Raw genomic sequence first — 25,425 nt, 5'->3', positions numbered from 1 at the left:
CCTCCTGTTGCCGGGCCATGAGCCCGCCCTAGAGTTGGTCATCCAGATGGTCAACGGCCATGGTGCAGGTGACGGTGGCGGAAGCCAAGACCCAGCTCTCCAGCCTTCTGGATGCGGTGGAGGCTGGACAGGCGGTGGTGATCACGCGTCGCGGCAAGGCCATCGCCGAGCTGGTGCCGCGCTGCAGCGTGCGTGATCTGCTGCCCCAGCTCGCAACCCTGCGTGGCTCGTTACCCGAGCAGCCGACCAGCGGCGTGGAGACCATGCGGGCGTTGCGGGATGAGTCCGGCGCCTGATGCTCTACATCGACACCTGCGTGTTGCTGGCGGTGCTGACGCCGGAAGCGCACTCCGCCACGGCAACGGCGTTTCTCGCTGAGGCCAGTGCACCGCTGGCGATCAGCTCCTGGAGTGTCACCGAGCTCCATTCCGCCCTCGGCCTGAAGGTGCGCACCAAGGCACTGAGCCAGGCGCAAGCCGAGGCGGTGCTGCAGGGGTTTGAGCGCAGCCTGGCGCCGGGCCTGCTGGTGCTGGAACTGGAGCCGCAGGACTTCCGCAATGCCAACGCCTGCTTGCGCGGCTGGAGCACGTCCCTGCGAGCGGCCGATGCCCTGCACTTAGCAATCGCCAGCGGCCGTGGCGCCACCCTTTGCAGCCTCGATGCGCCGTTTGTCGCGGCGGCCCAACAGCTGGGCCTGGAGGCTGAACTCCTGGGAGCAGGCGGCAAGCCAGTCAGGCATTAAGCGCTGCGCTGCCTGGCAGCCCACACATGCCTGGCCCAGCCCGGCTTGTAACCACGCTCCTGCTCCCGCTCCAGCAGCTGCTCGAAGGTCCGGCAGCCAGCTGCCGGGTGCGTGCGCCGGGGCCTCTGTTGCTGGTTGGGCTTGGGTTTGGGCCGGTGGCGGGCTGCGCCCGTGACTTCAACCAGTTCACCCTCAACCTGCTGGAGTCCGCGGCGCTGCTCATCTCGTTCGTCAGCCAGGAACAGATGGCCGCAGTCGGGGCAGACCTGAGCCGCGCTGGGGCAGCTGCAGAAGCAGACCGGGCAGTCCTTGATCGGAATCGAGACCCCCTCGCGTCGGCGCCGGCCGGCAAGGTTCCACTCGCGCTCATCGGTGGGCAGGCCGTGGCGATGGGCATTGCCGACGTGATCGAGGATCACGGCTTCCTGTTTTCCCGGTGCCGGCCGCAGGGCCCGGCCGACCATCTGCAAGTAAAGGGAAAGGCTGGCGGTGGGGCGCATCAGGATCGCGCCACCCACAGAAGGGATGTCAGTGCCCTCGGAAATGATCATGCAGCTGCTGAGCACCTCCACATCGCCGGTGCCGAGACCTGCGATCAGGCGTTTGCGCTGATCAGCTGGGGTGGCGCCGCTCACCGATGCGGCCCGGATTCCTGCAGCGCAGAAAGCTGCGGCCAGCTGCTCGGCGTGCTCGATGGTGCAGCAAAAGCAGATGGCGGTGCCCGGGTATAGCCGGCGGCGGTAGTGCGACACCGCATCGCCAATGGCGGCCCGATCCCCAAAGGCGCGTGCCGCCTGCTCCAGGTCGAACTCGCCCATCTGCCGGCGCTGCAGTTTGCTGTTTCGCGCCGCTGGCCAGGAGAACACCTTGGGCCGGGCCAGCCAGCCCTGTTCGACCAGCCAGGTCGCTGAGGGACCAAGCACCAGGGCCTGGAAATAGCCGCCGGCTTCCACGCCCAACCCCTTGCCATCGAGGCGTTCCGGGGTGGCGGTCTTGCCGATCAGGTGGGCGCCTGGCCAGGCCTCGATGATCCGGCCCCAGACGTTGCCTGCCACCAGGTGGTGGGCCTCGTCCTGAATGATCAGATCTGGCGCCGGGAGCAGTTCAAGCCGCCGGACCACGGTCTGCACCGAGCCCACCGCCACCTGCAGCCCCTGGATCCGGTGGCCGGGAGCGATTACATCGGGCTCAAGCCCCCAAGCACGCACGGTGCCGGTGAGCTGCTCGATCAGCTCGGCCCGGTGGGCCAGCACCAGCACCCGCCGGCCCTTGCTGGCCGCGCCGCGGGCGATGGCGCCGATGGTCTGACCCTTGCCCGCACCGGTGGGCATGACCGCACAGACCCGGCGGTGGAGCTTGAGGGCGGCGCGGAGATCGGCCAGCAGTTGCTGCTGGTAGTCGCGCAGGACGATCGGGGCCACTGGGATTACAGGCGATCAGGATGGTAACTAGCCACTATCCTTCTTTGGCTCAGCCTAGCGAGAGCTGGCCTAAAGCATTAGGCTGTAGTTCACGAGCGGAGTTCCCATGTCTGACTACGCCCTGCCGGTGAGTGTCTCGATCACCCAAGAGCAACTGGCCTGGCTTGATGCGCGGCGTCGGCACGGCTCCCTGAGTCGCTCAGCCGCCCTGCGCCAGGTGCTCGACGCGGTGATCCACCGTGAGTCCCTGGTTCCCGCGCCTGATCGCGGCTCTACGGGTAACCAGGAGCTTGCTAGCCAGGGCTGGTGAGCGACATCCCATGGCCGATGCCATTGCTGCGGCTCGGGGCCGCTGGCCAGAGATCCTTGCGGCCCTAGCAGGGCTGAGCGACGCGGAGCTGAGCGATCGCCATCAGCCCTGCCCTCTCTGCGGCGGCAAGGATCGCTACCGCTTTGACGACAAAGATGGCAGCGGCTCCTGGTTCTGCAACCAGTGCGGCGGCAAGGACCAGCGCGGTGGTGCCGGCTCAGGCGTCGACCTGCTGATGCGCCGGCAGGCCTGGAGCTTTGTGGAGGCGGCCCGGCAGGTGGAGGCCTTCCTTGGCCTGGTGCCCGTTGGGCTGGACACCAGTTCCGGCAAGGCTTCAAGCCTCAGCGGCAAGCCCTGGCGCATGCCCGAGAAGCCTCCCGCCGATGCCCCACCGCCCCCGTTGAACCGCGGCGCCACCGCCCAATGGGCCTACCGCAACGGCGCCGGGGAAGTGCTGTTCTGGATCCAGCGGATCCGGCTGCGCAGCGGCGGCAAAGCCTTCCTGCATCGCATCTGGCTGGATAGCGATTGGCACCGCCCCAGCCGCCGCGATGCCTTCTCCTGCGACTGGCCCGCACCGCGGCCGCTCTACGGCCTGCCGGGCCTTGGCCTACGACCAGAAGCGCCAGTACTGGTGGTGGAAGGAGAAGGAACTGCCGATGCGGCCGCGCGCCTGTTTCCGCAGCACGTGGTGCTCACTTGGGCCAACGGATCCAAGGCGATCGGCAAGGCGGACTGGACGCCACTGGCCGGCCGCTCGGTGACGCTCTGGCCCGATGCCGATGCCGCCGGCCTAGCGGCAATGGAGAACCTGACCGCCCTGCTGCATCCCCTCGACTGCCAGCTGCAGCTGGTGGCTCTGCCGGCGGACCTGCCGCAAGGCTGGGACCTGGCCGACGCCGACTGGACGCCTCGGCAGGCCGCACGGCAGCTAGCCAAAGCGGTTCAGCCATGGACGGCGCCTGACGCCGGATGCGATGGCGGCAGCGGCGATGGGGCTCCACCACCGCCAGCCCATGCAGCGGCCTCCAGGCCAGCAGCCCCTTTCCTCTGCCTCGGCTACGACGCCGACGCGAACTTTTACCAACCCTCGAGCACCGGCCAGGTGATCCGCCTGCCCCGCGGCTGCCACACCGCCACCCACCTGGTGGCGTTGGCGCCGCTGGAGTACTGGGAAAGCCTCTACCCCAGCCGCACGGGGGTGAACTGGCCGGCGGCGGCCAGCGATCTGCACAAGAGCTCCGCCGCGATGGGGATCTTTGCGGTGGAGCGCATCCGCGGCCGCGGGGCCTGGTGGGATGAGGGCCGCACCGTGCTGCACCTCGGTGATCGCTTGATCACCCCCGATGGGGAGCACCCGATCACCAAACCCTTTCGCTCGCGGCACATCTACCAGCGCCTCAAGCGCCTGGAGGGCCCCTGCGCAGTGGAGCCCCTGAGCGTCGCGGAGGCCGGAATGATCGTGGGCATCGCCAACCGCTTCCGCTGGGAGGTGCCGGCCTCAGGCACCCTCCTGCTCGGCTGGGTGGTGCTGGCTCCGATCTGCGGCGCCCTGCGCTGGCGGCCCCATATCTGGCTCACTGCCGGCGCCGGCTCGGGCAAGAGCCAGATCCTCGATCGCTTCGTGGCAACGCTGCTCGGCGACCTGAGCCTGGTGGTAGTCGGCGCCACGACCGAGGCGGGCCTGCGTCAGACCATCTGCTCGGATGCCGTGCCGGTGGTCTTTGATGAGGCCGAGAGCAACGAGAAGGGCGACCAGCAGCGGATGCAGGCGATCCTCTCGCTGGCACGGGTTGCCAGCAGCGAGAGCAGCGCCGAGATGCTCAAGGGCTCACCCAGTGGGGATGTCAGCCGCTTCCGGGTGCGCTCGATGTTTCTGATGTCATCGATCGCCACCGCCCTCAAGCAGGGCGCCGACAAGAGCCGCTTCGCGCAGCTGACCCTGCGCAGCCCCAACGAGATGGGCAAGGAGGAACGAGAAGCCCATTGGCAGAATCTCGATCGCGATCTCGAGCACCACGTCACCCCTGAGCTGGCGCGGCGGCTGATCGCTCGCACCGTCTCGCTGATCCCGGTGATCCGCCAATCGGTGGTGGTCTTCTCCTCTGCCGCCGCACGCCACTTCGACTCCCAGCGCCTGGGTGATCAGTACGGCACCTTGATGGCCGGCGCCTGGTCGCTGCTCAGTGATTCCGTCCCCACCCAGGAGGAGGCCGAGCACTGCATTGCCTGCCACAACTGGGAGAGCTACAGCCAGAGCACCGAAGTCCCGGACGAGGCCCGCTGCATCCAGACGATCCTGCAGCGCCAGGTGCGGGTGGAGACCGACGACAAGCCCGTCACCCGCACGATCGGTGAACTGGTAGAGCTGGCGGCCTGCCACAGCACCTGCCTCCACGTCAGCGCGGGCTTAGCCACCCAGACCCTGGGGCGCCATGGACTGCGGCTGGATCAGGACCGCCTGCTGGTGAGTAACACCGCCAAGGCGATTGAGCACTTCCTCGTCGATACCGCCTGGCAGAACAGCTGGCCTGTGGTGCTGTTGCGCTTGGGCGGTGCGCAACGGGCAGGACCGGTGCGCTTCTGTGGCGCCGGCATGGTCAGCCGTGCAGTCGCCATTCCCCTGAGCGTGCTGTAACCAGCAGCCGTTACAAAACGGCCAGACATAACAGCAGCGGTAACGCCCAGACCCCATGCACCGCAAGCGATCTGGGCTTCCGTAACGATGTAACGCTTCAGGGAGCACATAGAGCACCCTATGAATTCAAAGACGAATTGACACCTTCTCAACCAGACGCTGCTGCTTGCTAATGCCTCTATATCTGAAAAAGGGTTACATCGTTACAGGCACCCCCAGAAGCCACTACAGGCAGGCGATCTCGGCTGTTACGCCCACCGTCACACCGCGTCACAACTGAAACGGCCATGACTATCACCACATCCACCTGGCTTGACCCCATCCCCGGCCTTTGGCGGGATGAGGCAGCCCACCGGTACTGGCTCGGTGATCACCTGTTCCCGGTGTCGATCACCGGGGTGCTGGCCCATGGGCTGAGCGACTACGCCAAGCGCTCGATCGAGGCCAAGCGGTCGATCTGGGAGCCGCGTGGCACCACCGTGCACTCGGCTCTTGAGCACTACAGCCAGGCCCGCTTCTTGGCGGGCAAGAGCGCCAGAGAAGCTCTGCTGGACGCCGAGATCATGCCCGGCCATCACCAGTACCGGGACTGGATCCTGCCGCTGCTGCAGCTGCCGCTCTGGGATGAGGTGCGGGTGATCGCCAGCGAACGGCTCAGCTGCTGTCTGACCCGCAACGTGGCGGGGGCCTTTGACGGCGCCTACGTCTCACGGGCCCTGAGTGAGCGCCGGGGCCACGAGGTACGGGTGCTTTACGACCTCAAGACCCTCTCGGCCCACGGCCGGCCCTATTCCACCGCAGCCCAGCTCGGCGGCTACATGGTGCTGGAAGCAGCCCAGGGGAACCACTACGAGCTTGGTCAGACGATCTGGAGCAAGCCCGGCGAGGCCTTTTGCAGCACCTTCTACAGCCGTGAGAAGTGCCTGAGCGCCTGGGCCGCCGCCTGGAGCTGCTATTGCTCCGCCCGCAGGCCCTTCTGAGAGCCAGGATCAATGTGAGCTAACTCAGCAATCTGGCTTGTAGATGCTGGCCGCTAGACTCAGCAGACTCGGAATCATCCGGGCGACTGTTTTGATGTTCCTCGATGGCGGACCTCCTGCTTGCTGCTGCTCCCCCAACACCGGCCGCCGATGCGGTAACTGAGGCTGATCTCGATGATCTGCTGGACGCGGTCACCGCGATCAAGGCGCAACAGAAGGAGCTGGAGCAGCAGCTCGAGCGACTCCTGGAGGCCCTCAACACGGCGATGGCCAGCGGCCAGCTGGATCCCTCCTTCTCCCACAACGACTGGGCCTTTGCCCACAGCACCGGGCGCCTGAGCTACGAGTTCCCACCGGAGGTGCAGCAGATCGAGCAGCAGCTCAAGGCCGCCAAAGAAGCGGCGATCCAGCAGGGCAGCGCCACAGAGAAGCGCGGCAAGCCCTTCTGGACCATCCGCCCCCCGAGAACCCAGCCCCTGCCGTTCTGAGCTGATGCCGCCGCGCGCCCACAACTTCAGCGCTGCTGATCCGGTGGAGGAGCTGCGCTCCGCACCAGCTGAGCAGGACTCCGATGGAGAAGCGGTGTGGGAGCCGGTGGCGGTAGACCCAAGCCGGCCGATCAGTCAGACCAACCCGCCGCGGCGTTCACCCCATCACGCCCAGACCCCCAGGGCCACTGCCGGGGAGGTGGAGCGGCGCATCGCGGAAGCCCAGCTCTGGATCGCGCAGCGGCTTCCTTTGGTGGAAATCAGGGCGAAAGCGGGCCAGAGCTGGGGGGTGAACAACGTCAAAACGCTCAATCGCTACCTCGACCTCGCCCGCGAGCGGATGGTGGAGGAGCTGATCACCGACCGGCGCCGCCATCAGGCTGAGCAGATCTTTGCCCTCAATGAGTGCGCCCGCCGCGCCATGGAGGCTGAGCAGTTCAGCGCTGCCGTTGGTGCCTTCCGGGTGATCGCCGAGATCGGCGGGATGCTGCGCGCACCACTCAAGCCACCTGAATCGCTGCCCGGGAGAAGGCTCTGATGGCAGGCCTGCTCCTAGATCCGGCCACCGACCTCTGGGCTGACTGGGGCCTGCTGGATGTTCCTGATCCCAACCGCAGCCAAACCCAGCAGCAGGGCCAGCAGAGCTTTCGTGACTTCATCGTGGCCGCTTATCCCGGCTACGCCTTCCACACCTGGGCCGAGCGACTGATCGCACTGCTGCAACGCGTTGCTGATGGCCAGCTCAATCGCCTGATCGTCTGCTGTCCTCCAAGGCTGGGGAAATCGCTCCTGGTTTCCAAGCTGTTTCCCGCCTACTGGGTGAGCCGCTACCCAACACGCTTCTGCGCCATTGCTTCCTATTCAGCCGAGCTGGCCTATGCCCATAGCCGAGAAGCTCGCCTCTACTACCGCGCGGTTGGTCATCCCCTCTCAAAAGACTCCACCGCGGTGGGCAACTGGCTAACCCCCGAGCGCGGCGGCTGCATCGCTGCCGGTGTGCGCGGACCTTTCACGGGCAAGGGCTACGCGCTGGGGATCATCGATGACCCCTACAAGGGCCCAGAAGATGCCAACTCCGCAGCTCAACGCCAGAAGCTGATCGAGTGGTTCCAATCCGTCTGGCTGACTAGAGCAGAACCAGGGGTGAACGGCGCCGCAGCGGGTGCCCAGGTGGTCGTGCTGACCCGCTGGCACCAGGACGATCTGATCGGTTGGCTGCTGGAGCAGGAGAGCGGCGATGCACCGCAGGCCTGGCATGTGCTCAACCTGCCGGCCACCTGTGAACCCCCCAAGCAGCAGCTGCAGTTCCCGGCCACCTGCACCGTTGAGCCGGACTGGCGCCAAACCGGTGAACCGCTCTGCCCGGAGCGCTTCCCGCTCTCTGAGCTCGAGCAGATCCGCATCCGCGCTGGCAGCTACTGGTGGAACGCGCTCTACCAGCAGCGGCCTTCCCCGGCGGAGGGCCTGCTGTTCCAGCGCCAGTGGGTCCGCCACACCCTGCCAGCGCAGCTGCGATCCGGACACACCCAGCAGAAGCCCTATGCGCCCTTGGTGCTCAGCTGCGATCTGAGCTTCAAGGGTGGGGATGGGAACGACTACTGCGGCTTTGTCCTGCTGGGGCTTCACAGCAACTGCATCAGTCGTCATCCAGCCGGAGACGCCTTGGCCCAGGGCCTGCAGCTGCACCGCAGCGCGGCACTGCTGCCACCTAGAGCGTCATCCACTGCGCACGTGCCAACTAGTCCGGCGGCAGACGAGGCCGCAGGTGGTGCGATCACCGTGCTGTGGAGCCAGCACCAGCGCCTCGATCTACCGGGGGTAGTGAAGTTTCTCACCCACACCCTGGCTGATCTCAACCAGCGGGGCTTCACGCCCGATGCCGTGCTGGTTGAGGACGCCGCTAACGGCCCGGCGGTCTGTCAGCTGCTCCAACGCCAGATCCCTGGACTGATCGCAGTGCGGCCAGTAGGCAGCAAGGTCAGCCGCGCCCATGCCGTCGCCCCCTTGCTTGAGGCCGGCCAACTGGGCTTTTGCGCGGGCAATGACGACTTGATCACTGAGCTGCTGGGTTTTCCCAACGCCGCCCATGACGACCTGGTGGATGCCTTCTGCCAGGGGGTGATCTGGCTGCAAAACCAGCACTGGCGCGGCAGCGGCAGCAGTGCCGCAAGACCGCTGCTCTTCTCCCGCTGATGGAGGCAAAGCCCCCCTCCCCTCACTGCCGCCCTGCCATGAGCCCTACCTCCCCAAAACACTGCCGTCAGCGACCCTGCCGTTCGCCCCACGGCGCTGCTGATGCTCTGGTGGTGGAGCATCTGCACTTTGCGGCCAAGGTGGCGGGCAACTACGCCCGCCGCACCGGCCATCCCAAAGAAGACCTCGAGCAGCTTGCTGCAATTGGGTTGATCAAGGCCTCACGCCGCTACGACTGCAAGCGGGTAAACCGCAGCAGCTCCAACTTCATCGCTTACGCCAGGCCGTTTGTGAACGGTGAGATCACCCACTACCTGCGCGATAAGGGTTTTCTGATTTCAGTGCCAGGTCGCTGGCGAGAGCTGCATGCCAGGGGGCAGAAGTTGCTGCGGCAGGGACTGGCTCCAGCTCAGGTTCCGCAGCAGCTCGGGCTCACGCCAGCGCGCTGGGCCGAAATCGCAGCGGCCTGCTCGGTGCGGGTGGTCGCGATGGCCTTTCCGGAACAAGATGGCTCCTGAAGATCTATTTCATAAACCCTCGTCAGTTCAATGCAAAGCGTTAACCCATCCGATCTGAATTCAAAAGGAGCGGAAGCCCCCTTTGCGGCTACTCAGGATCCAACATTCGATGCACTCTTCAAATTGGCAATACAAGGCGACCTGCGGGTCTATTTCGCAGCAATTCCGCTAAGGCTGATTCGCCCCTATGCGCCCGAGTTCAACTTCTTAATGCTTCCCGGTGGAGAAGCAATCATCGCCGCGATAATTGCTCAGGCTCGGCAAGGACATTTTCCTCGTCTTTGGGTTTACGAAAAAGACAATACATTTGTGATGTCAGATGACTATCCTCAATACCATGCTTGCATTCTGGGGCAGCCTGACTATGTGCCCTGCTGGGTGCTGGGGTATCCCCAGCACATCGCGGCAAAAGATGTGCAAGGCCCAGTCGATGCAAGGGAGGCGGCTGGAATTAGCCCCTAATCAGCGATCAGGTCGCCTGGCTGCTGGCTTGCCATTTCACTCCTTGCATGAGAAATGCTCTGCGCTCAGCACAAGCTTTGATGATTCCTCGAGCATTGTGCCCTGGGCATTCATTTGGACATCAGCCTGAAGCGCCGCTGCTACAAGAGTTGAACCTGGTGCGCCAACTCTATTGGTCCAGGGGTTCACTTCAAAGTAATGGGCAAGGCCTCCACGTAAAACATCTTTCTTTCCTTCGAAGATCCATTTGCGATCGGGAATAATTAGTCGTGATGGGTACGCGACAGCGCTTATGGAGCCTGGAGAAGCGGGCGAGGCACCTAACATTGGGAAAATAAATCCACTAATAGACCAAAATCAGTGACCGCTTCAAGAGTGATGGGGCGATCTTCTATTCAGGGGAAGTTATAACAATGTCCATATGAGCAGAGAAGACCACAAGGCATCCATGCACAACAAATTTATACAAATGTTAACATGGCGGCACCTCTCTAAGGCAAAAGATGGTAGACTTTAAATAATTACAAAAGGCCAAATGAAGCTGCTTCACTATTTTATTGGGGGATTATTCTTGTTGGCTCTGGACCAGCCACCGGCACTATCAATGACAGAACAGGAGATGGGAAAGGCCATAGGGTTGTCCGCCATCGTCGACTGCCTCATTAGAACAGGAAAAGAGCCAGAAAAGGAGAGAGATCCAATGACAAAGTATTTTTTAGAAAGGAACAATTTGACTCATGCCGAAAGCTACATTAAGAGCGAGAAGGGGCGGACGGCAGTGACCATAGTTTCGGCAGGAGGCTTTCTGGATGAAAAATGTGAATTTAAATCAATGGATAAAGAAACGATGATAAGGCTTAACAGAATATTGGTGTACTACGCCCCTAAGGAGAGAAAAAATTGATTAGAGCTTTGAGAAGAGCAAAATTAAATACATGGAACTTATTAGGAGTATTAATTTTGTGCTGCTCTGCCGAGCTTGCATGGGCAAAGGCAAAAGCAGGCACTTTTAATCCGGCCTCTGTTGTAAGAATTGAGGGGCCTGTTCAAGGTAGTGGAACACTAGTAGCCCAAAACGGTGATATTTACACTTTACTAACGGCTTGGCATGTACTCAGCTCAGTTCGGGAGGGTGAGGAGCTTTACGCCGTTACAAATACAGGAGTATCCTATCGAATCCCGATAAAATCAATCATACGAGTCGGAAATGTAGATATCGCCCTGGCTAGATTCCGCGGCCCCGATGGATTAAAGATAGCAGAAATATCAGCTGAAGATGTGAGAATGGGAGAAGACGCTGAGGTGATCGGATACCCTCTTGCTGCATCAAAGAAGTTGGCTCTTAACAAGGGGCATATTGTTGCAAATGCGAAAGTAGGCGTTGAAGAAGGTTACCAATTGCTCTACAAAATTGAAACCAGCCCAGGAATGAGTGGAGGGCCCGTTGTCGATAAATATGGGAACGTGGTGGGTGTTCACGGAAGAGGCGAGCTTAACGAGACTACCTTAGATGGAATTGGGCCAATAATGAAAACAGGTGTGAACTATGGGGTCCCGATTAAATATCTTCTTTTGCACCTCCTAGGAAAGGACGCTACTCACAACAACGAAGAACCAGTAACATATGATGACTACTATGCCAAAACAGCCCGCCTTTGGCGAAGCAAAAAAGATCGTGGTGGAGAATATGGCATAAGGCTAGCATCCAGGTTGATAAATCTAACCACTGACAACGCATTGTTGGCGTGGGCTTACATATTCCGCCGCGACATGTATCAAGCAGCTCACCAATATAAAGATGCTTTGAAAGACAATACTTCGGCATACTCGCTTGCCGAGGACTCGAACCTAAAATACCTTTTAATTGGATCCGAATGCTTACTCTACTGGAACCTCAAAGACATTACAAGCGGAATTGAATGCTGGGACAGGGCCAGTTCAATTCGACCCACAGAACCAGGTCCATATAGTTTGCGGGGGCATCTTTGGTCTAGCATAAAGGAATGGCATAAGGCTCTAAATGACTTTGAAAACGCATTAAAGAATGGCTCAACAAATATTGACGATCTCATTGCTGCCTCCAGGATGAGCTGGTTCCTTGGGGAATATAGTCAATCAATCACTTATGCCAACAAAGCCTTATTTATTGATCCATCAAATATAGAAGCAATCATCCAAAGAGCGGTTGTCTTTGAGAGTAAAAAGAACTATCCTGAGGTAATCAAGGATTTGACCAGGGCCACCCAGCTACTGAAACCAGATGACCCCAGAAGATATGATGTCAAATTCTCGTTGATCAGAGCACAGAAAAATGTAGCAAATCCTTGAGCCATTCTCCATATCCAAAGCCGCCAAGCGCTTTGGAGTCGCGAATGAAAGCTGGCGAATTGTACTATTGCTGCTAAAATCAACATTGCCAAACCTGAACCGTGAAGTACGTAAATCTGGTTATTTTGTTCCTGCTGGCTGGCCTCTGTGGCAATGCCCGGGCGAGTTCAGCATTGGCTGCCAGCTTTGCTTGTCAGCCTATTAATGGCATTCCCGCAACAGTCGTTCAAACAAAGGAAGGGAAGCGAGTCCCAATTATTTTTTGGAAAAGCAACACCTTTGCTAATTCTGGTTGGCCCCCATTAAAGCGCTGCCAAGAAGTCACAGCAAGATTTCAGTCTTATCATTCAGATGGTTCTCTTGAGTTTATTACAACAGGGCAAGTAAATAGTCTTCCTGCAATTTGCGTAGCGAAAAGTGAAGGTGGGGCTTGTGCAGGTCTGCTCTACACGCTTAAGCCCGATCAAAATGCAGCGAGCACGCTTTTGGATCTTTTCAATATTCGGAGCCAACCGAATGCAGCTCCGTTGGAGGAAACGACCTCAAGGCCCTATTTAAGCATTGACTCACTAATTACTAGTAATTCGCAATCACTTGCAGGGCAAAGTTCTACTAGTCCAAGCATGGCTCCAAGGAGTAATACCCCCTTGTTTTAATCATGAGCAAAAAGTGCCTCCTGTCATTATTACTTCTCTCTGCTCAACTAGCTGGTCATGCTATCTTCGCCGCTTCCAGCAAAGCTGATTCGGAAAAAGACTTAGATGAATTGATTGGACTGGTCAAGCAAACAGGCACAAAGGTACTTACTTCCTCCAATTGCGAGGCCAGAATATCTGGATTCTATCTTCCACCTAACAAGGAGGGTACTGGAGATAGGCTTGTCTTTTGCACTAATAATATTGACCTGAAAGACACAAGCGCCTTGTGGGAGGTATTGGCCCACGAAGTTGCGCATGTTATGCAGGCATGTGCTGGCGGACCAATTTGGAAAGATATTTATCATCCAAGACTTCTACGAGGTCTTAAAGAACAGGCCCCTCACTACGCCGAAATTCTTAATCAATATAAGGGTGAAGACAAGTTATTGGAACTAGAGGCGTTTGACATGGAGCTGAAGACTGCGCGTGAAGTTAAAGAGTTATTTGTCAATCTATGCATGCAGCCGAAGTCTCACGAAAGCAGCACTGGGGAACCCCCTGCACTTCCGAATAGCATTTTCGAGGTTGTCGGAGGACGCAACTCCTTTATGGAGCTCATGGCCTGGGCATCCAAGAATTTACGCTCTAACCAGCTTGCAATGTTAAATGATGTTCTCGCTTCGGGCAACATCTCTGAGATCAAACGCAGCCTCCTAGAGCTTCAATCTATGTATAATGACTCACGCACATATCAGAATTACAGGCTATTCTAGGGATGGCGATGTAATTTTCTTCGCTCGCCTTGCCAATCTGCTGCAGGGATTAATTAGAGCTGGTGAGCTCTTGTGCCAATATTTGTATTTTATTTGTCTAGTTATCGTTTGAAAATGGTATGCCCGACAACTCCCTAACCCCTGACTGCCTCCACAGGATTGGAGGGGCCCAGCTCTTCATGAGTCCAACATGGACGCCTGACCAAAAGGGGGTCAAGGTCCAGATCATTGATGTCTTTGCTTTAGAGCTGGCCACTGGCTATGACAAGGACCCGGAAGGAAGGCTCCTCCTCAGCTCAGAGCCCTCAGTCAGTGCTGGAAGGACCTGGTCACTGGCGAAGGCATGCCAACTAGTCCGAAACGACAAGAGGCCCCATCGTTGGGTGGTACTTCACCGCCATAAGAAGGCGTGGGGCCTGTTCTGGGCTGGTGGTGGCCTGAACCAGTGCAGAGACGAACTGACCAAGCAAATGGGCTCTGAAGCCTCAACAAGCGCAATCGTGCCTGCTACCCCAGATGCTCTGCTGAGATTGATCTTGACCCTTGAGGAACCAGAGGTCGAACCTGTCCTGATCACCAAGATCAAGAAAGCGAAGAAGTCCTCAGACGAGGAGGAGATTCCTGATTGTGGACAGAGCTTCCCCTGGAGGGCCGTTGCGCTCACCTCAGCTATATGGCTTACTGCTCTGGGTGTCCTTGGGGTATCTCTAACAAGCCAAATACAAAGGCAAGACCAGCGGCTTCAACAGCTTATTGAGCGGATTGAGCTCAAGGATAGATGAACCTTCAGACATCCACCAACAATGAATCTAAAACCACAATTTAGCCACGACAAGAAGATAATGGATGAGCGGCTCATGCTTCAAATAAAGTTTGGCAACCATCCAAAAAGGATTGAACTCTTCCCGGAAGGAAACGCACTACCCCATGAAGATGGAAACTGGATTCCGCAAATTGAGCATGGCCAAGAGTGGGATGCTCGAATGGGCAAGTGGGTGGAGTAATCAACCCATCTCTAGATAGTTTAGGTCAAATCGATAGGCTGTTATGGGACTCACCGGGCGGTGTCTTCTATAAGCAGAACTTCACCGAAGTCGTTGCAGTCAAAGGTCTTGGCCTGGTTGTTTGCCAATGGCAACGACGTCTCGGCAGAGGCTGGAGGAAAAACTGCGCAACCACACGTAAGCAGAAGTGCTGCGGCAAAAGGAGTTGGACCTGCGCCCCTGGCCATGTGCTCAACCTTGGATCCTCACTCCATTCTGGACGCCCGACACAGATCCATTCATCTCTGCTGACTATTGAGGAGCGTCTGGCTCTCGTCCTCGACTGCTGGAATCTGCTTGAAGACCGAAAGGAGCACTACCTGCCCCGCGGCGAGCGCGAACCCGAGAGCGCCTACCGCCGCCGGCTGGAGGCGGCGTTGCCGTCGGGCTTCTTCCGTGATGCCCTGCGCACCTTTGCCGGGATGCTGGCCTCCAGCCACTGGCGGGAACTGCCGGCCTCGCTGCAGGCGGTGATCAGTGACGTCGATGGACGCGGCACTGATCTGGGTGTGTTCCTGGAGCGAGCCGACCTGCTGGTGCTCAGAGATGGTGCGGCCCTGGTTGGGGTGCTGCCACCAACGCACCTCTGGCCCAGCGAGGGCGACCGGCAGCAGGCGCTGCGCAGCGGCGACCGCTTATCGCTGCCGCGGCTTGTGCTGCTGGAGCGGCGGGATGTTCTCAACTGGCACCTGCCCGATCCCCAGTCGCTGCCCGACGCGATCAGCTTCAGGCTGCCCAACCCCAAGACCCAGCAAGAGCCCCTATCCGACGAACTGCCTCAGCACCCCTGGCTCTACGGATCAGCGGCTCTTGATGACAACGGCATGGCCATTGAAACCATGGAGCTGGTGGCCGATCCGCAGGCACCGTCCGGCTGGCGTAGCCAGCGCACCGGCCTGCAGTACTACCGCGGGATCAGCCAGCTGCCGCTGATCTGGTACGCCAGTGATGGCGCTGCCTTTGGCGAGGGGGATCTGCCGCATCTGGGGCTGGCGCACCAATACCTGAACCACTTCCGCTGCCAGAGCGACTACCAGGAGCTGCTGTACCGAACAGCACTACCTGTTGGGGTGCGGACCGGTGTGCAGGGTCCCATGGGTGGGGACGGCTCTGCCGGCGAGCCGGTGGTGCTGGGTCCCAATAGCGTGATCGACCTGCCGGAAGGCGCCAGCTTCCAGTTCGTGGAGATCCAGGCCCGCTCGCTGGCGGAACACCGTGCCTGGCTGGAATCGCTGGATCAGGGCATGCGCCGTGATGCCCTGATCCCCTCCGGCGCCCAGGGGGCACCGCGCACCGCGACCGAAATCTCGATGGCGGCCTCCCAGGCCTATGCGCTGCTGCAGAGCCAGGCGATCCAGAAGGCCTCGATGTTTTCTTCTCTGCTGGAGCACTGGTGCGCCCTCACTGGAGAAGCTTTGCCCCACTGGGAAGGTCCTGCCTTGCTGGTGGAGATCAGCCCGCTGGCCCCTGCACCCAAGCCGCAGCCAACTGTGGCCGAGATGCTGCAGCTGCAGGAGCGGGGAATCATCAGCGAGCAGGCCCTGCGGCAATGGCTGGGGGATCTGGCCGGCATTGCCCCGGCATCTTCATGACCACCACCAGCAGCACCTGGCAACCGCAAGATCAAGAAGCCATCCGCCAGGCGCTGGCCCTGCCGGCAACAGTTCCCTGCCTTGATGCCATCGGGCGGGCCATGGCGGACTTGGAGCGCCACCACCCAGCTGGGATGCTTAGCGCCCGCGCCCTGCTCGATGCGGTGGCCCTGATCGATCAGCAGTTGCTGGCGCCTGGCCCTGATCAGGAGCAGGCAATCGAGAAACAGTCCTCCTCCGGCCCGATCGCTGGTTCGGTTGCAGCCGGCGGAGATGCCCCACTGCAGAAAGCCGACGTGATCGCCTACGACACGGGGCTGCTGCGCCAGGAAAGCGAAACCGTCTACGCCAATCCCCGCTCCAGCGCGGCTGCCCTGCTTAACCAGCGGCGCCGCTACGGCGACCAGCTTCTGCTGCTCCTGCCGGGACTGCCCAGCTGGGTTCAATTCACAGCTGCTGCCGCAGGGATGACTGGCAGCGCGGCCCTGCTGCGGGGTTGAACGCCGGCAATGATCAGCCCCCGCCAGTTCACCAGTGGCAAGCACCAGCGCAATGCAGCTCTGTGGGCTCCCACCCCCTTGCAGCCATTTGCCAATGCCCGGCTACTGCTCGGCGAAAACGCCATCCCTGGTGACACCACCTCTGCTGTGGTGGCCAGCCACGTTCTCGAGTGTTTTCTTGAGCGCTCCCGCTACATCACCGCCAGAGATAACGGCCCTGGTGTTGAAACCGGTGACTTCACCTTTCAAGGAATGATCTGTCGTGCCACCCGGCTGCCGCCGCACCCTGGTGCGATCTGGCTGAGTAGGGAGCTGCAGTGGAGTCAGAACGGCCGGCGTGTCTCCACTGCTGGCAGAACCGTTGTGACTCCCTGCGAGGGCGCAATTTGGCTTGGTGATCTAACCCTGCTCAATGCCGCAGGTGATGCGGATGTCGATCCCTATGCCCAATGCACCTTGTTCACGGTGCTGGAGTTTGGTGCCAGCTACGGCTCAGGCGGCATCGGTGGCCTGGTGCAGCCGCTGATTGGTGAGCGGGTGTTTGGCACGCTTAAGCCGAATCGGCTGGAGTGAAGGGAGGTTGTGGCTCCTGCTTGATACCTCAGCCAGCAGCAGGAGCAAAACCTAAAAAACCCGTACATCCAACTCAAACTCATGCAAACGAATGACCCAAGACTTCTTCTACTGACGAGGACATAGCCAAGCAACGCCTACTAGGAGTTGTGAGCCAACTCACCGAAGATCACATTGGGGAGAATGAACACTCACGGCACTCAGACGTTTGCACAGAGCGCAGCCACCATCTCGTCTTCTCCTTGTCGTGACTTATTTCCCGGCCCAGCGGGCTCTCTCCACTTGCTCCACCCCGATGCAGTTGTGTATCCAGCAACCAAGAGGCGATCACAGCTCACCCCTACCGTCAAGCGCGTTGCAGAGCCTCCACATTCAGCTGCGGTAGTCCGTGTGCCATTTGAGTTCAGCCTCCACCCGGCCCAGTCGTATTTGCACTGCCCATAGGTACGCCATTGTGGCGTGTAGCTATTAGATCGAATGCGCTGAAGTAGGGCTTGCTCGTTTGGACTTAATGGTTTGACAGTCGGCCCACTAACAGTGTTCTGGAGCCCTCGCCAGCGCACCACCAATCCGCTGTTGCACTCCTGCTGAGACAGGGCGCCTACGTCGCATGCCTGCTGGTGGGCTGACACGCTGGGATTCATGCCAGAGCCTGAACTGATCCGCGCCCGCTCCACTGGACTCAACACCCCATCCCGCACGAGTTCATCTAGAGAGGCATCAAAGGGGGCCGGTGGCCGGCTTGGCAGGGCAGCCGGATCAAGCCGTAACGACTCGGCCAGCGGCACGGGTGGTGTCGCTGGCGGCATCTCGATTGCCGGCTGGGGGCGGGTGCGCTCCGAAAGGCGGACCGTACTTCCCACCACAAGCCTTGCGGTTTCTAGACCCGGATTGAGACGCAGCAGCTCTTGCAAGGTCAATCCATAGCGCTGAGCAATCTTTACGACTGTGTCACCAAAACGGACGGTGGCGCGCTCCTCCACAGGAGCCAAGAACTGGAGAGGAGGAGTGCGGCGCAGTTCGCTGGTATCAATCTGAGCAATCTGTCGTACTTGACGGGAGAGCTGGCTGGGAATAACAAGCCAGTCACCTTGACGGAAGTGGTGGTCTTCGTTGACGTCGTTGAGCTTGGCCAAACGCTCTTCATCGAGCTTGAGGTAGCTGGATAGTTCTTCGATGCTGATGGGCAAACGCACCCTGACATAGATCTTGTCGATGCTGGGAGCAGGTAGGGCAGTGATCAAAGCATCAACAGAAGCCTTATGGATAACGACAGGGTCAAGAGCTGCGACCACGGATGGCAGCTCAACACCCAGCAGGGGTGGCGGGATATTGGTCAGCATTGCGAGCAAAGCCGACCTGGCAAGAAGTGCAGCGGCTTGCATGGCTGATCAATATGCAACCTTGACCGTGCAGCATGGCAGTTCAGGTACAGCTCTGACGGCATTGGCCCTGTTGTTCGACGTGATCGCGGACCTGCCTGAAGGCATCACTGTGATGCCAGTCTTAGCTGCTGATAAGGCCGAGGCCCTGAAGGCTGCCAAAGAGCTATTCCCTGGCCATCGGGTCACGCTGGTGATCAAGGAAGGCGATCCCGGTACTTGAACCGCCAAGGAATCGCCGCAGAGCTTCACCTGCAATGCGGCTAGATCTCCTTAAGCAGAGTTGCGACGCATTGCAGCAAATCAATGCGAAGCACCAGTGGACATTCTGTGGAGACCTGCCCATACTCCGCTCAGAAGCCCTGTGTGAATGGACGCTGATTTTCTCGGACCCTTACTTTTTCCTTTGATTGTTGGGGCATTTGCGTGTGCCTATCTTACCCAACAGGTGGCTGAAGCAAAGGGTTACAACCCCATAGACTGGGCGGTTAAAGGCTTCTTATTTGGACCACTAGGGCTACTGGCCGCAGCAGGTCTCCCCGATGTGAAGTCCAGAAAATACCTCCGCCTCCTTGCAGAGCACCAAGGCGCCATAGAACCGGAACCCCCTCAACTCCCTCCATACGAGGGCTAATGGCAGGAATAGGTACAATCAGACTTCCCGTAACAGCTCTTACACTTCTTCGGCCGATCTATGATACATGACTTTACTAATCACGCCAAGATTTTAGACGTTGCCATCCGCATTGCAAAAGAAGATGGTATATCAATTCCGAGCAATGCAAACCTAGAGGCGAAAAGCTTTGCTGGGGTCTCCAATTATTTTCTCATTGATTCGCGCGATAGGCCGTTGTACAAAATAAATATTACAAGGATCAAGAAATACTTAGATAGAAATATCGAGGTGGGCGATACGACTGGTCAATTAAATCTACAATCAAAATGCGAACAGCCACTCAGCAAAGATACAGATAGATCATTGGATTTGGACGGCCCTTCTGTCAACATAGGGGCACTTTATAAAATTAATACTGATGGATTCCTGTGCAGTGATTGGCTTAATGATTTGCAAGTGGCGGAGAAAACTAAGGCCCTAGATTACATCATTGCTCTCCATCGTGAACTCGACGGAAAGCTAATTAGTGAATTACTTGACAATGATGAAAACTGCCTGCTCAAGGTGATTGATGCCTATGGAAATCAGCAAACTCCCTTAGAGTTGGTGACCACTAGAATATATAGTTTTTATCTAGAACCACAAGAGTTGTATTTTGGATCAAAAGAAGTAGCAGATGCATTTAGCTTGAAACTTATAGGACTTCTGGAATGCCTTGACCTTGTAAAGGTAATATCAGGCGTGAATTATCTCAACCTGGAAGCAATAAATCCGGAGCACGCGGATAGCAATTACACGAATGAGATGCAAGAACTTATTGCTTTATATCATAGTTTTCTGCCGAAGAACGCGGGCCTTTTGTGCGCCTGTAGCTAAAAAAGCAGTTGACAATCAGCATGTCATTGCGATTGCCAGGCTCTCACTACACGAGAAAACCAAGATTCAATCAATGAAACCCGATAAAATCAAAAGTCCCTGCACCATAAAGCATTAAACTCATTTAAACGCCTACCCTTGAGTCGACGGTGGTGGCTATATCTGTCTCATCGAAGAACCAACGCTGCCGCTCAACCATGAGGTCTCAGGCGCACTTCTTGATCCGTTTAACTGCCGAGTAAGGGGCTGCAGCGGTACTAGTGGCAGCTGGTGCCGGCCTGGTCACCAATGGCGTTGGGGCGAATGCTCTGGGGAACACCTCGACCAGTGCCCCCTATCGCCAAGATGGCAGCGATGGCATAGGTCTAGGGGGTGAATTTCATGCCTGCGGTTCTGCGATGGTCTACACCCAACCCAAAGTATCGCCAGAAGCCTGGTTACATCTAGCCATAAACAGTGAGTCCTAGCCGATCTCAGTCCATGCTGTTGCCCACCCGCTGCTGAGCAGGCCCTCTTGCTTGCCCCTGAGCCCTCCCACGACCGACGGCCACCAGCTCACCGTCAGGCTGGCGCTTAGATCGAGCTTTGCAACCCATCCTCCAGTTTGGGTTTGCCTTTTGGCTGGTTCTCGCCGGAATCTCAATATTGAGAATTGGCCCTCTGTCCAGACCTGATGACTATGGCCGTGAATTGGAACAGCCACAACCCTTTCGGCTAAGAGCTCTAGCTAGCTGGCGTATCTGTTGTTATCGCAGGTTCTCAACCTTCCGGCCCTTGCTGAACATCCAGCCCAGCAACTGCACTTTCCAGATACCTGCAGCATTGAACCTGATTGGCGGTATCCAGGTCAGTTGCACTAGCGCTTGGCCTGCAAATTGAATTTCCCATCTTAACGGAGGACTAAGACTTTTTCGGCAGCGGTATCTCCACATGGACGACTCGCACGGTGTAGATCTACTTGAATAGTTGACCTGTCGCCTCGGCAACAGGGAATGGCAGCGCCGCGATGGGCTGCCGATTCCACTGACAGCCGAGACGGGTCATGGCCACAACCACAACGCACAACAGCTCCAGGGCAACTGATGAGAGCAGCGAGCTGTTTGAGCAGCACCACCAGGAGACTGCTGAACTAGAGAGCAACAGCACGGCTGACTATCAACCCGCTGAGCGCCAAGTCGGCATCGCTCTGGCTGATGCAGATGAGCCCAGCGCCAGCGAGATCCAGCCCAGTAACGGCCTCGGCGATGCCCTCAAGGCCGAGCGCAGGCGCAGCAACAACCTTGAAAAAGAGCTGCGGGGTCTACGGCAGCAGCTGACCCGCTTCTCGGAGATCAATCCCGAGGAATACGCCCGCCTGCAGCAGGCCGAACGCCAGAAGCAACTGCTCGAGCAGCAGGTGGAACTGCGCGAACGTCAGATGGAAGAGGCCTCTGCTCGCAAGGTGGCAGCCGTTGCAGCGGAACGCGACGCGGCCCATGAGCGCGTACAGGAGTTGCGCAAGGAGCGGCTGCTGGAGCGCGCTTTCTCAGAAGCAGAAGGCCGCACCGGCGGCGATGGGCGCGGCACCTTTTTCCAAGTATTCAAGGGCCAGCTGGGCGAGAGCTTTCGGCTCACCACCAGCAAGGACAGTGTCGATGTGCTGGAACCGCTGGACAGTCAGGGCCAACCGTTGCTGGGGGATGACGGGCGGCCACTGAGCACCGCTGACTTCCTCGATCAACTGCGCATTCACCCCGTCTACGGCTTCCTGTTTCAACAGCGCGGTGCCATGACCGGCAGCCCAGGGCTGGGAGTAGCACCTGCGGCGGCCGGTGGCTTTGGCGAGGTGCTCAACCCCCAGGCGATGAGTGCAAGTGAGCTTTACCGCGCTGGCTTTGTCACCAACGGCCGCAGCCCACGTCGCTGAGCACAGCCGTTCAGCCGATGGCCAGCCGCTACTACCTGGTGTTCTGGAGCCGCCGCTCGACAGCCACCGTGGTGCCGGCTGCCACAGCTGCTCAGGCCCGCACTAGAGCCCATGCCAGCCATAAGGCGGGGTACGGCACCCTCCTCTCAGCCCGCCAGGCCAATGCCGCAGACAGTCGACTGATCCGCAAAGGGGTCTGGGTGCGTCGCCGCAAGGACGGCAGGAGTCCACAGTTCGGCACTGCTGGTGCACGAACAGCGGCCAGACGCCAGCGCAGCCTCTACCGCAGCTGGTTGTGACGCCAGGACTCAACCCCTATGCCAAGGCCCATGACGCCCTACGCCGACTGGATCTTTACGGCGGTGAGCACCCGGCAGCATCCTGCTGATTGTTTGGCTGGTGCTGCGGACCAGGCCGTAAAAGCAGAAGACCGCTCGCGTTCAAGGTGGCGGCCCCACCCTTGAGATGGCCGCTCCCCCCAACAGCGCCAGCAGCAGGTTGAGGGTGGAATCAAAGCCTCCCTGCAGCTGCTCCAGCGTGCCGGGGCATACCTGGCCGACGGCACGGCCAGCCATAGATCGCTGGCCGCAGATTCCGGCAGCCAGCCCGTAGACCAGCAGCTGGGCGGAGATCACCACCGCCAGGGTCTTAAAGACAAAGCGCTCACGATCAAACGGTGGCCGGGGTGGCGGCAGTGGTGTGAGCGGCGGCGGTGCTTCTGCCATGGCCTGCTGCTCAGGGATGGCAGGTGAGCAGCCAGCCGGTGCCATTGCCATCAGCCTCCCAACGGGGCTGCCAGTTCTTCCAGCTGTAGTGCTGGCCTGCACCGTTGGTGTTGGCGGTGTAACCACCTGCGACTAGATCAGCTTCTCCATTGGGGTCGTTGTGAATGGCCACTGCCTCGGTGAAACCGATCACCACACTCCAGTGGCCCCCACCTGATGGAGCAGATACAGAACCGTGATGCAGCCAGCCCACGGCCACTGGCCGTCCCAGGTTGATCTGTTGCTCCAGTGCTGCTCGATCTCCATTGGTCGCGAAGTTCGCCGTTAGCCCCAGGGAGCGCAAGGCCGAGAGCTGGGCCTCTGCACTTGTGCTGTCGCCGTATTTGGCACGGATGACGTTGTATTCATCGTCGGAGCCGACCTTGCCCCAGAAGCGGGCGAGCATGGCGCAGCTGCTGGAGAAGCACTCGCGGTAGCCGGTGCCGGAGGCGTTGTCGTTCTGGTTCTCCCAGGCCACCGGCAGGGGATTGGCATGGGCTGATGTCTCTGGAGCGGGGGGTGCTGGTGGTGCCGATGAGAAGCTCTGCCGCCAGGGGGCTGCCTCATTGAGGATCGCCGGGTCAGCACTGATCACGGCGAGCCGCAACTGCTCGATGCCCTCGAGTTGCTGGGGCTCTGACTTCCAGGCATCCCAAAACTGCTGCCAGCGCTCAGCTGTGAACGGTGCCTGGGCAGCAGGAGTGGCAGTCGGAGTTGCGGACATGAACAGCAGGGCAGTCCTTTGCTGTTGCCGCACCACCACTCCACTGCTTTGAGCTCAGACTGGGAGCAGGTCGTTTAAGTGTTTATGTGCCTCACTCCTGAGAGCCACGAGCAGTACTGCCAATTTGCGCTAAATCTCGCTGACGAGAAGCTGCTGGAGCTTGATGCCCACTACAGGGAGAAGTGTGGCAACTCTGTGGAATGGGAGCTGCACGGCATCGTGATGAATGAGATCCACCAACGTCGCCAGTCCAGGAGGCGACAACTTGAGCGTTCCCTCTGGCTGGCCAGTCGCCGCGGACGTTGTGTAGAAGCGATCAAGCGTTGGTTGATCAGCTGTGGGCTCTGGAGTTCGGCCGCTCCTGAACGCAAGCGTCCGCGCTCCTTGATCGGGCTGGTGATGGGGCTGTTTTTCGAGAGCTACCAGAGCAGCAGACGACTAGCGATCGAAACACTTCCAGGCCGGCAGACCCCGCTGGAGCAACTCTGAGGAGAGGCGAGAACGGGTTGCGCCGCTGTGGCCAGGTGGTCGGCAATAGCCCCTGACCTCCTCGGGGCGCTGCCCCCTGTGCCATGGGCCTCACCCTGATCGAGGCAGCCAAATACGAGAACCGTCTTGAGCACTTAGCTGTGCTCAAGACGTTTTCAGAGGGCGAACTGCTCGCCCGGCTGCCGTTCATGAACATCGCCGGCAGTGGCCTGTTTTATTCCGCCGAGCAGGAACTGCCCTCAGTCGGCTTCCGTGCCGTCAATGAGGGCTACACCCAGAGCTATGGCGTGGTGGATCAGCGCGCAGAGGCGGTGCACCTCTTTGGTGGTGACGTGGATGTGGACCGCTCGATCGTTGACCTGATGGGCCCTGAGGCCCGTGCCAGCCAGATCGAGATGAAGGTGCGCTCCATGCGTCTGACCTTGGAGGCGACGGTGATCAACGGCGACACCAGCGCCAACCCGCGGGCCTTTGACGGGCTGAGCAAGCGCCTGCAGCCCGGTGATGCAATGGCGATCGACAACAGTGCTGGCGCCGGAGCTGCCGGGGCCCCGCTTGATTTTGATCGCCTCGATGAGCTGATCGATTCGGTGAATGCCTACGGCGGCAGCAAGGTGCTGGTGATGAGCAAGGCGATGCGCCGCCAGCTCAATGCCCTGGCACGCTCCACCATGGGCGGCGGGGTGTATCAGACCAGCACCAACTCCTACGGGATGACGGTGCACCGGTACCAGGACTGCGACATCTTGACGGTGGACCGCGATGCCCAGGGCGTCGAGGTGATGGGTTACGACGAGGCGGGCGGCACCAGCTCGATCTACTGCTGCACCTTTGGTGATCAAGGCGTCACCGGTTTGCAGGGCCCCTTCCAGGGTCGGTATGGCATTTCGGTGCGGGATCTGGGCGAGGTGCCCGATGCCCCGGTGTTCCGCACCCGCGTCGATTGGTACGTGGGCTTTGCCGTGCTGCATCCGCGTGCGAGCGGCCGGCTGTTCAACATCACACCCGCTGGGGCCTGAGGAGATCACCGATGACCTACGCAAACGGCAACCCTTTGATTGATGCGGAGACCACCCTGGTGGGTTGGACCAACCGCAGCGCGATTCGCAACAGCGAGCGCACCTACATCGCAGGTGATGAGGTGCTGCTGAACACCAAGCTCGATGCAGCGTCGCGCTTCTCGCTGGTGGTCTCCCACCCCGGAGCCCAAGGCCCGGTGGAGGTGGAACTGCAGCTGGCGCCGGTGCTGCGCGATGGCACAACCGGCAGCTGGCTCACGGCCGCCACCGTCGCCCTACCGGCAGAAGGCGGCCGGGTGGAGGCGTTCATCAGCGGGCGTGACATCCAGCTCAACGTTGCTGACCTGGCGGATGTGGACCTGCCGGCGGTCTGCTTTGCCAAGGCACTCGTCACCCCCGAGACCCCGGAGGGGATGCACGTGGGCCTGACCGCCACCATCCCCGCCTGAG

General features: G+C 59.5%; 30 protein-coding genes. 26 read left to right on the top strand and 4 right to left on the bottom strand.

The annotated features are described in order from the left end of the window. Positions 1–59 precede the first annotated feature (59 nt). Both KBY99_RS00615 and KBY99_RS00610 read left to right on the top strand, forming a co-directional pair. Positions 60–296, top strand: coding sequence for a type II toxin-antitoxin system Phd/YefM family antitoxin (locus KBY99_RS00615; protein WP_254931000.1), 237 nt, complete (start codon positions 60–62; stop codon positions 294–296). Further along, positions 296–742 carry a type II toxin-antitoxin system VapC family toxin gene (locus tag KBY99_RS00610; RefSeq protein ID WP_254996709.1) on the top strand — a complete coding sequence of 149 codons (447 nt, stop codon included), beginning with the start codon at positions 296–298 and terminating at the stop codon, positions 740–742. Before KBY99_RS00615 ends, KBY99_RS00610 begins: the two co-directional genes overlap by 1 nt. Here KBY99_RS00610 and KBY99_RS00605 read toward each other — a convergent pair. Next, a complete protein-coding gene (locus KBY99_RS00605) occupies positions 739–2,163 on the bottom strand; it encodes a DEAD/DEAH box helicase (RefSeq protein WP_254996708.1) in 1,425 nt (474 codons plus the stop codon). The two genes, KBY99_RS00610 and KBY99_RS00605, sit on opposite strands and share 4 nt — an antisense overlap. Before the next feature lie 106 nt (positions 2,164–2,269). On the opposite strand from KBY99_RS00605, the gene KBY99_RS00600 reads away from it, so the two are divergent. From KBY99_RS00600 to KBY99_RS00520, 17 genes are all read left to right on the top strand, one after another. Beyond that, positions 2,270–2,473: a ribbon-helix-helix domain-containing protein gene (locus KBY99_RS00600; protein ID WP_254996707.1), complete on the top strand. Its 204-nt coding sequence runs from the start codon at positions 2,270–2,272 to the stop codon at positions 2,471–2,473. A gap of 10 nt (positions 2,474–2,483) precedes the next feature. Next, on the top strand, positions 2,484–5,111 hold the full coding sequence (locus tag KBY99_RS00595) for a primase-helicase zinc-binding domain-containing protein (protein ID WP_254996706.1): 2,628 nt from the start codon (positions 2,484–2,486) through the stop codon (positions 5,109–5,111). Positions 5,112–5,398: 287 nt separating this feature from the next. Continuing rightward, positions 5,399–6,091: a PD-(D/E)XK nuclease family protein gene (locus KBY99_RS00590; protein ID WP_254996705.1), complete on the top strand. Its 693-nt coding sequence runs from the start codon at positions 5,399–5,401 to the stop codon at positions 6,089–6,091. Positions 6,092–6,195: 104 nt separating this feature from the next. Next, positions 6,196–6,579, top strand: a complete 384-nt coding sequence (locus KBY99_RS00585; RefSeq protein WP_254996703.1) for a hypothetical protein — start codon at positions 6,196–6,198, stop codon at positions 6,577–6,579. A 4-nt stretch (positions 6,580–6,583) separates the two neighbouring features. Continuing rightward, positions 6,584–7,117, top strand: coding sequence for a hypothetical protein (locus tag KBY99_RS00580; protein ID WP_254996702.1), 534 nt, complete (start codon positions 6,584–6,586; stop codon positions 7,115–7,117). Then, positions 7,117–8,772 (top strand): terminase, encoded by a 1,656-nt coding sequence (locus tag KBY99_RS00575; protein ID WP_254996700.1) that lies wholly within the window; start codon positions 7,117–7,119, stop codon positions 8,770–8,772. The genes KBY99_RS00580 and KBY99_RS00575 overlap by 1 nt, the downstream gene beginning before the upstream one ends. Before the next feature lie 38 nt (positions 8,773–8,810). Continuing rightward, positions 8,811–9,290: a sigma-70 family RNA polymerase sigma factor gene (locus KBY99_RS00570; RefSeq protein ID WP_254996698.1), complete on the top strand. Its 480-nt coding sequence runs from the start codon at positions 8,811–8,813 to the stop codon at positions 9,288–9,290. A gap of 30 nt (positions 9,291–9,320) precedes the next feature. After that, a complete protein-coding gene (locus KBY99_RS00565) occupies positions 9,321–9,752 on the top strand; it encodes a hypothetical protein (protein WP_254996696.1) in 432 nt (143 codons plus the stop codon). A 535-nt stretch (positions 9,753–10,287) separates the two neighbouring features. Beyond that, positions 10,288–10,656, top strand: coding sequence for a hypothetical protein (locus KBY99_RS00560; protein WP_254996695.1), 369 nt, complete (start codon positions 10,288–10,290; stop codon positions 10,654–10,656). Further along, on the top strand, positions 10,653–12,080 hold the full coding sequence (locus tag KBY99_RS00555; protein WP_254996694.1) for a tetratricopeptide repeat-containing serine protease family protein: 1,428 nt from the start codon (positions 10,653–10,655) through the stop codon (positions 12,078–12,080). Before KBY99_RS00560 ends, KBY99_RS00555 begins: the two co-directional genes overlap by 4 nt. 101 nt (positions 12,081–12,181) lie before the next feature. After that, positions 12,182–12,736, top strand: a complete 555-nt coding sequence (locus tag KBY99_RS00550) for a COP23 domain-containing protein (RefSeq protein WP_254996693.1) — start codon at positions 12,182–12,184, stop codon at positions 12,734–12,736. A 2-nt stretch (positions 12,737–12,738) separates the two neighbouring features. Continuing rightward, on the top strand, positions 12,739–13,491 hold the full coding sequence (locus KBY99_RS00545) for a hypothetical protein (RefSeq protein WP_254996692.1): 753 nt from the start codon (positions 12,739–12,741) through the stop codon (positions 13,489–13,491). Between the two features lie 179 nt (positions 13,492–13,670). Further along, complete coding sequence (locus KBY99_RS00540) at positions 13,671–14,273, top strand: hypothetical protein (protein ID WP_254996691.1); 603 nt, start codon at positions 13,671–13,673, stop codon at positions 14,271–14,273. Between the two features lie 21 nt (positions 14,274–14,294). Next, positions 14,295–14,495, top strand: a complete 201-nt coding sequence (locus KBY99_RS00535) for a hypothetical protein (RefSeq protein ID WP_254996690.1) — start codon at positions 14,295–14,297, stop codon at positions 14,493–14,495. A gap of 227 nt (positions 14,496–14,722) precedes the next feature. Continuing rightward, the gene (locus KBY99_RS00530) at positions 14,723–16,126 is read left to right on the top strand and encodes a DUF4055 domain-containing protein (RefSeq protein ID WP_254996689.1); all 1,404 of its coding nucleotides are present in this window, start codon (positions 14,723–14,725) and stop codon (positions 16,124–16,126) included. Then, positions 16,123–16,626 (top strand): hypothetical protein, encoded by a 504-nt coding sequence (locus KBY99_RS00525; protein WP_254996687.1) that lies wholly within the window; start codon positions 16,123–16,125, stop codon positions 16,624–16,626. The genes KBY99_RS00530 and KBY99_RS00525 overlap by 4 nt, the downstream gene beginning before the upstream one ends. A 9-nt stretch (positions 16,627–16,635) precedes the next feature. After that, positions 16,636–17,199 carry a hypothetical protein gene (locus tag KBY99_RS00520; RefSeq protein ID WP_254996686.1) on the top strand — a complete coding sequence of 188 codons (564 nt, stop codon included), beginning with the start codon at positions 16,636–16,638 and terminating at the stop codon, positions 17,197–17,199. A 200-nt stretch (positions 17,200–17,399) separates the two neighbouring features. On the opposite strand, the gene KBY99_RS00515 is transcribed toward KBY99_RS00520, so the two are convergent. Next, positions 17,400–18,542, bottom strand: a complete 1,143-nt coding sequence (locus KBY99_RS00515; RefSeq protein ID WP_254996685.1) for a LysM peptidoglycan-binding domain-containing protein — start codon at positions 18,540–18,542, stop codon at positions 17,400–17,402. Positions 18,543–18,582: 40 nt separating this feature from the next. On the opposite strand from KBY99_RS00515, the gene KBY99_RS00510 reads away from it, so the two are divergent. The 4 genes from KBY99_RS00510 to KBY99_RS00495 all read left to right on the top strand — a co-directional run bounded on the left by KBY99_RS00510 (position 18,583) and on the right by KBY99_RS00495 (position 22,278). Continuing rightward, a complete protein-coding gene (locus KBY99_RS00510) occupies positions 18,583–18,804 on the top strand; it encodes a hypothetical protein (protein WP_254996684.1) in 222 nt (73 codons plus the stop codon). A gap of 471 nt (positions 18,805–19,275) precedes the next feature. Continuing rightward, positions 19,276–20,073, top strand: a complete 798-nt coding sequence (locus KBY99_RS00505; RefSeq protein WP_254996682.1) for a hypothetical protein — start codon at positions 19,276–19,278, stop codon at positions 20,071–20,073. A gap of 1,042 nt (positions 20,074–21,115) precedes the next feature. Beyond that, positions 21,116–21,979, top strand: a complete 864-nt coding sequence (locus KBY99_RS00500) for a hypothetical protein (RefSeq protein ID WP_254996681.1) — start codon at positions 21,116–21,118, stop codon at positions 21,977–21,979. A 17-nt stretch (positions 21,980–21,996) separates the two neighbouring features. Then, positions 21,997–22,278, top strand: a complete 282-nt coding sequence (locus KBY99_RS00495; protein WP_254996680.1) for a hypothetical protein — start codon at positions 21,997–21,999, stop codon at positions 22,276–22,278. A gap of 141 nt (positions 22,279–22,419) precedes the next feature. Here the strand turns inward: KBY99_RS00495 and KBY99_RS00490 are convergent, their stop codons facing one another. Then, positions 22,420–22,704 carry a hypothetical protein gene (locus tag KBY99_RS00490; protein ID WP_254996679.1) on the bottom strand — a complete coding sequence of 95 codons (285 nt, stop codon included), beginning with the start codon at positions 22,702–22,704 and terminating at the stop codon, positions 22,420–22,422. Positions 22,705–22,714: 10 nt separating this feature from the next. After that, positions 22,715–23,467 (bottom strand): C39 family peptidase, encoded by a 753-nt coding sequence (locus tag KBY99_RS00485; RefSeq protein ID WP_254996678.1) that lies wholly within the window; start codon positions 23,465–23,467, stop codon positions 22,715–22,717. Between the two features lie 84 nt (positions 23,468–23,551). Between KBY99_RS00485 and KBY99_RS00480 the strand changes: the two genes are divergently transcribed. The 3 genes from KBY99_RS00480 to KBY99_RS00470 all read left to right on the top strand — a co-directional run bounded on the left by KBY99_RS00480 (position 23,552) and on the right by KBY99_RS00470 (position 25,424). Further along, positions 23,552–23,956 (top strand): hypothetical protein, encoded by a 405-nt coding sequence (locus tag KBY99_RS00480; protein ID WP_254996677.1) that lies wholly within the window; start codon positions 23,552–23,554, stop codon positions 23,954–23,956. Between the two features lie 83 nt (positions 23,957–24,039). Continuing rightward, positions 24,040–24,975 (top strand): major capsid protein, encoded by a 936-nt coding sequence (locus KBY99_RS00475; protein ID WP_254996675.1) that lies wholly within the window; start codon positions 24,040–24,042, stop codon positions 24,973–24,975. Positions 24,976–24,986: 11 nt separating this feature from the next. Continuing rightward, positions 24,987–25,424: a hypothetical protein gene (locus KBY99_RS00470; protein ID WP_254996674.1), complete on the top strand. Its 438-nt coding sequence runs from the start codon at positions 24,987–24,989 to the stop codon at positions 25,422–25,424. Position 25,425: the final 1 nt, after the last annotated feature.

The sequence above is a fragment of the Cyanobium sp. Maggiore-St4-Cus genome (assembly GCF_024345615.1).
Classification (GTDB): domain Bacteria; phylum Cyanobacteriota; class Cyanobacteriia; order PCC-6307; family Cyanobiaceae; genus Cyanobium_A; species Cyanobium_A usitatum.
Note: the sequence above shows the minus strand (reverse complement) of the source record. Positions and strands in the feature narration are given on the sequence as shown.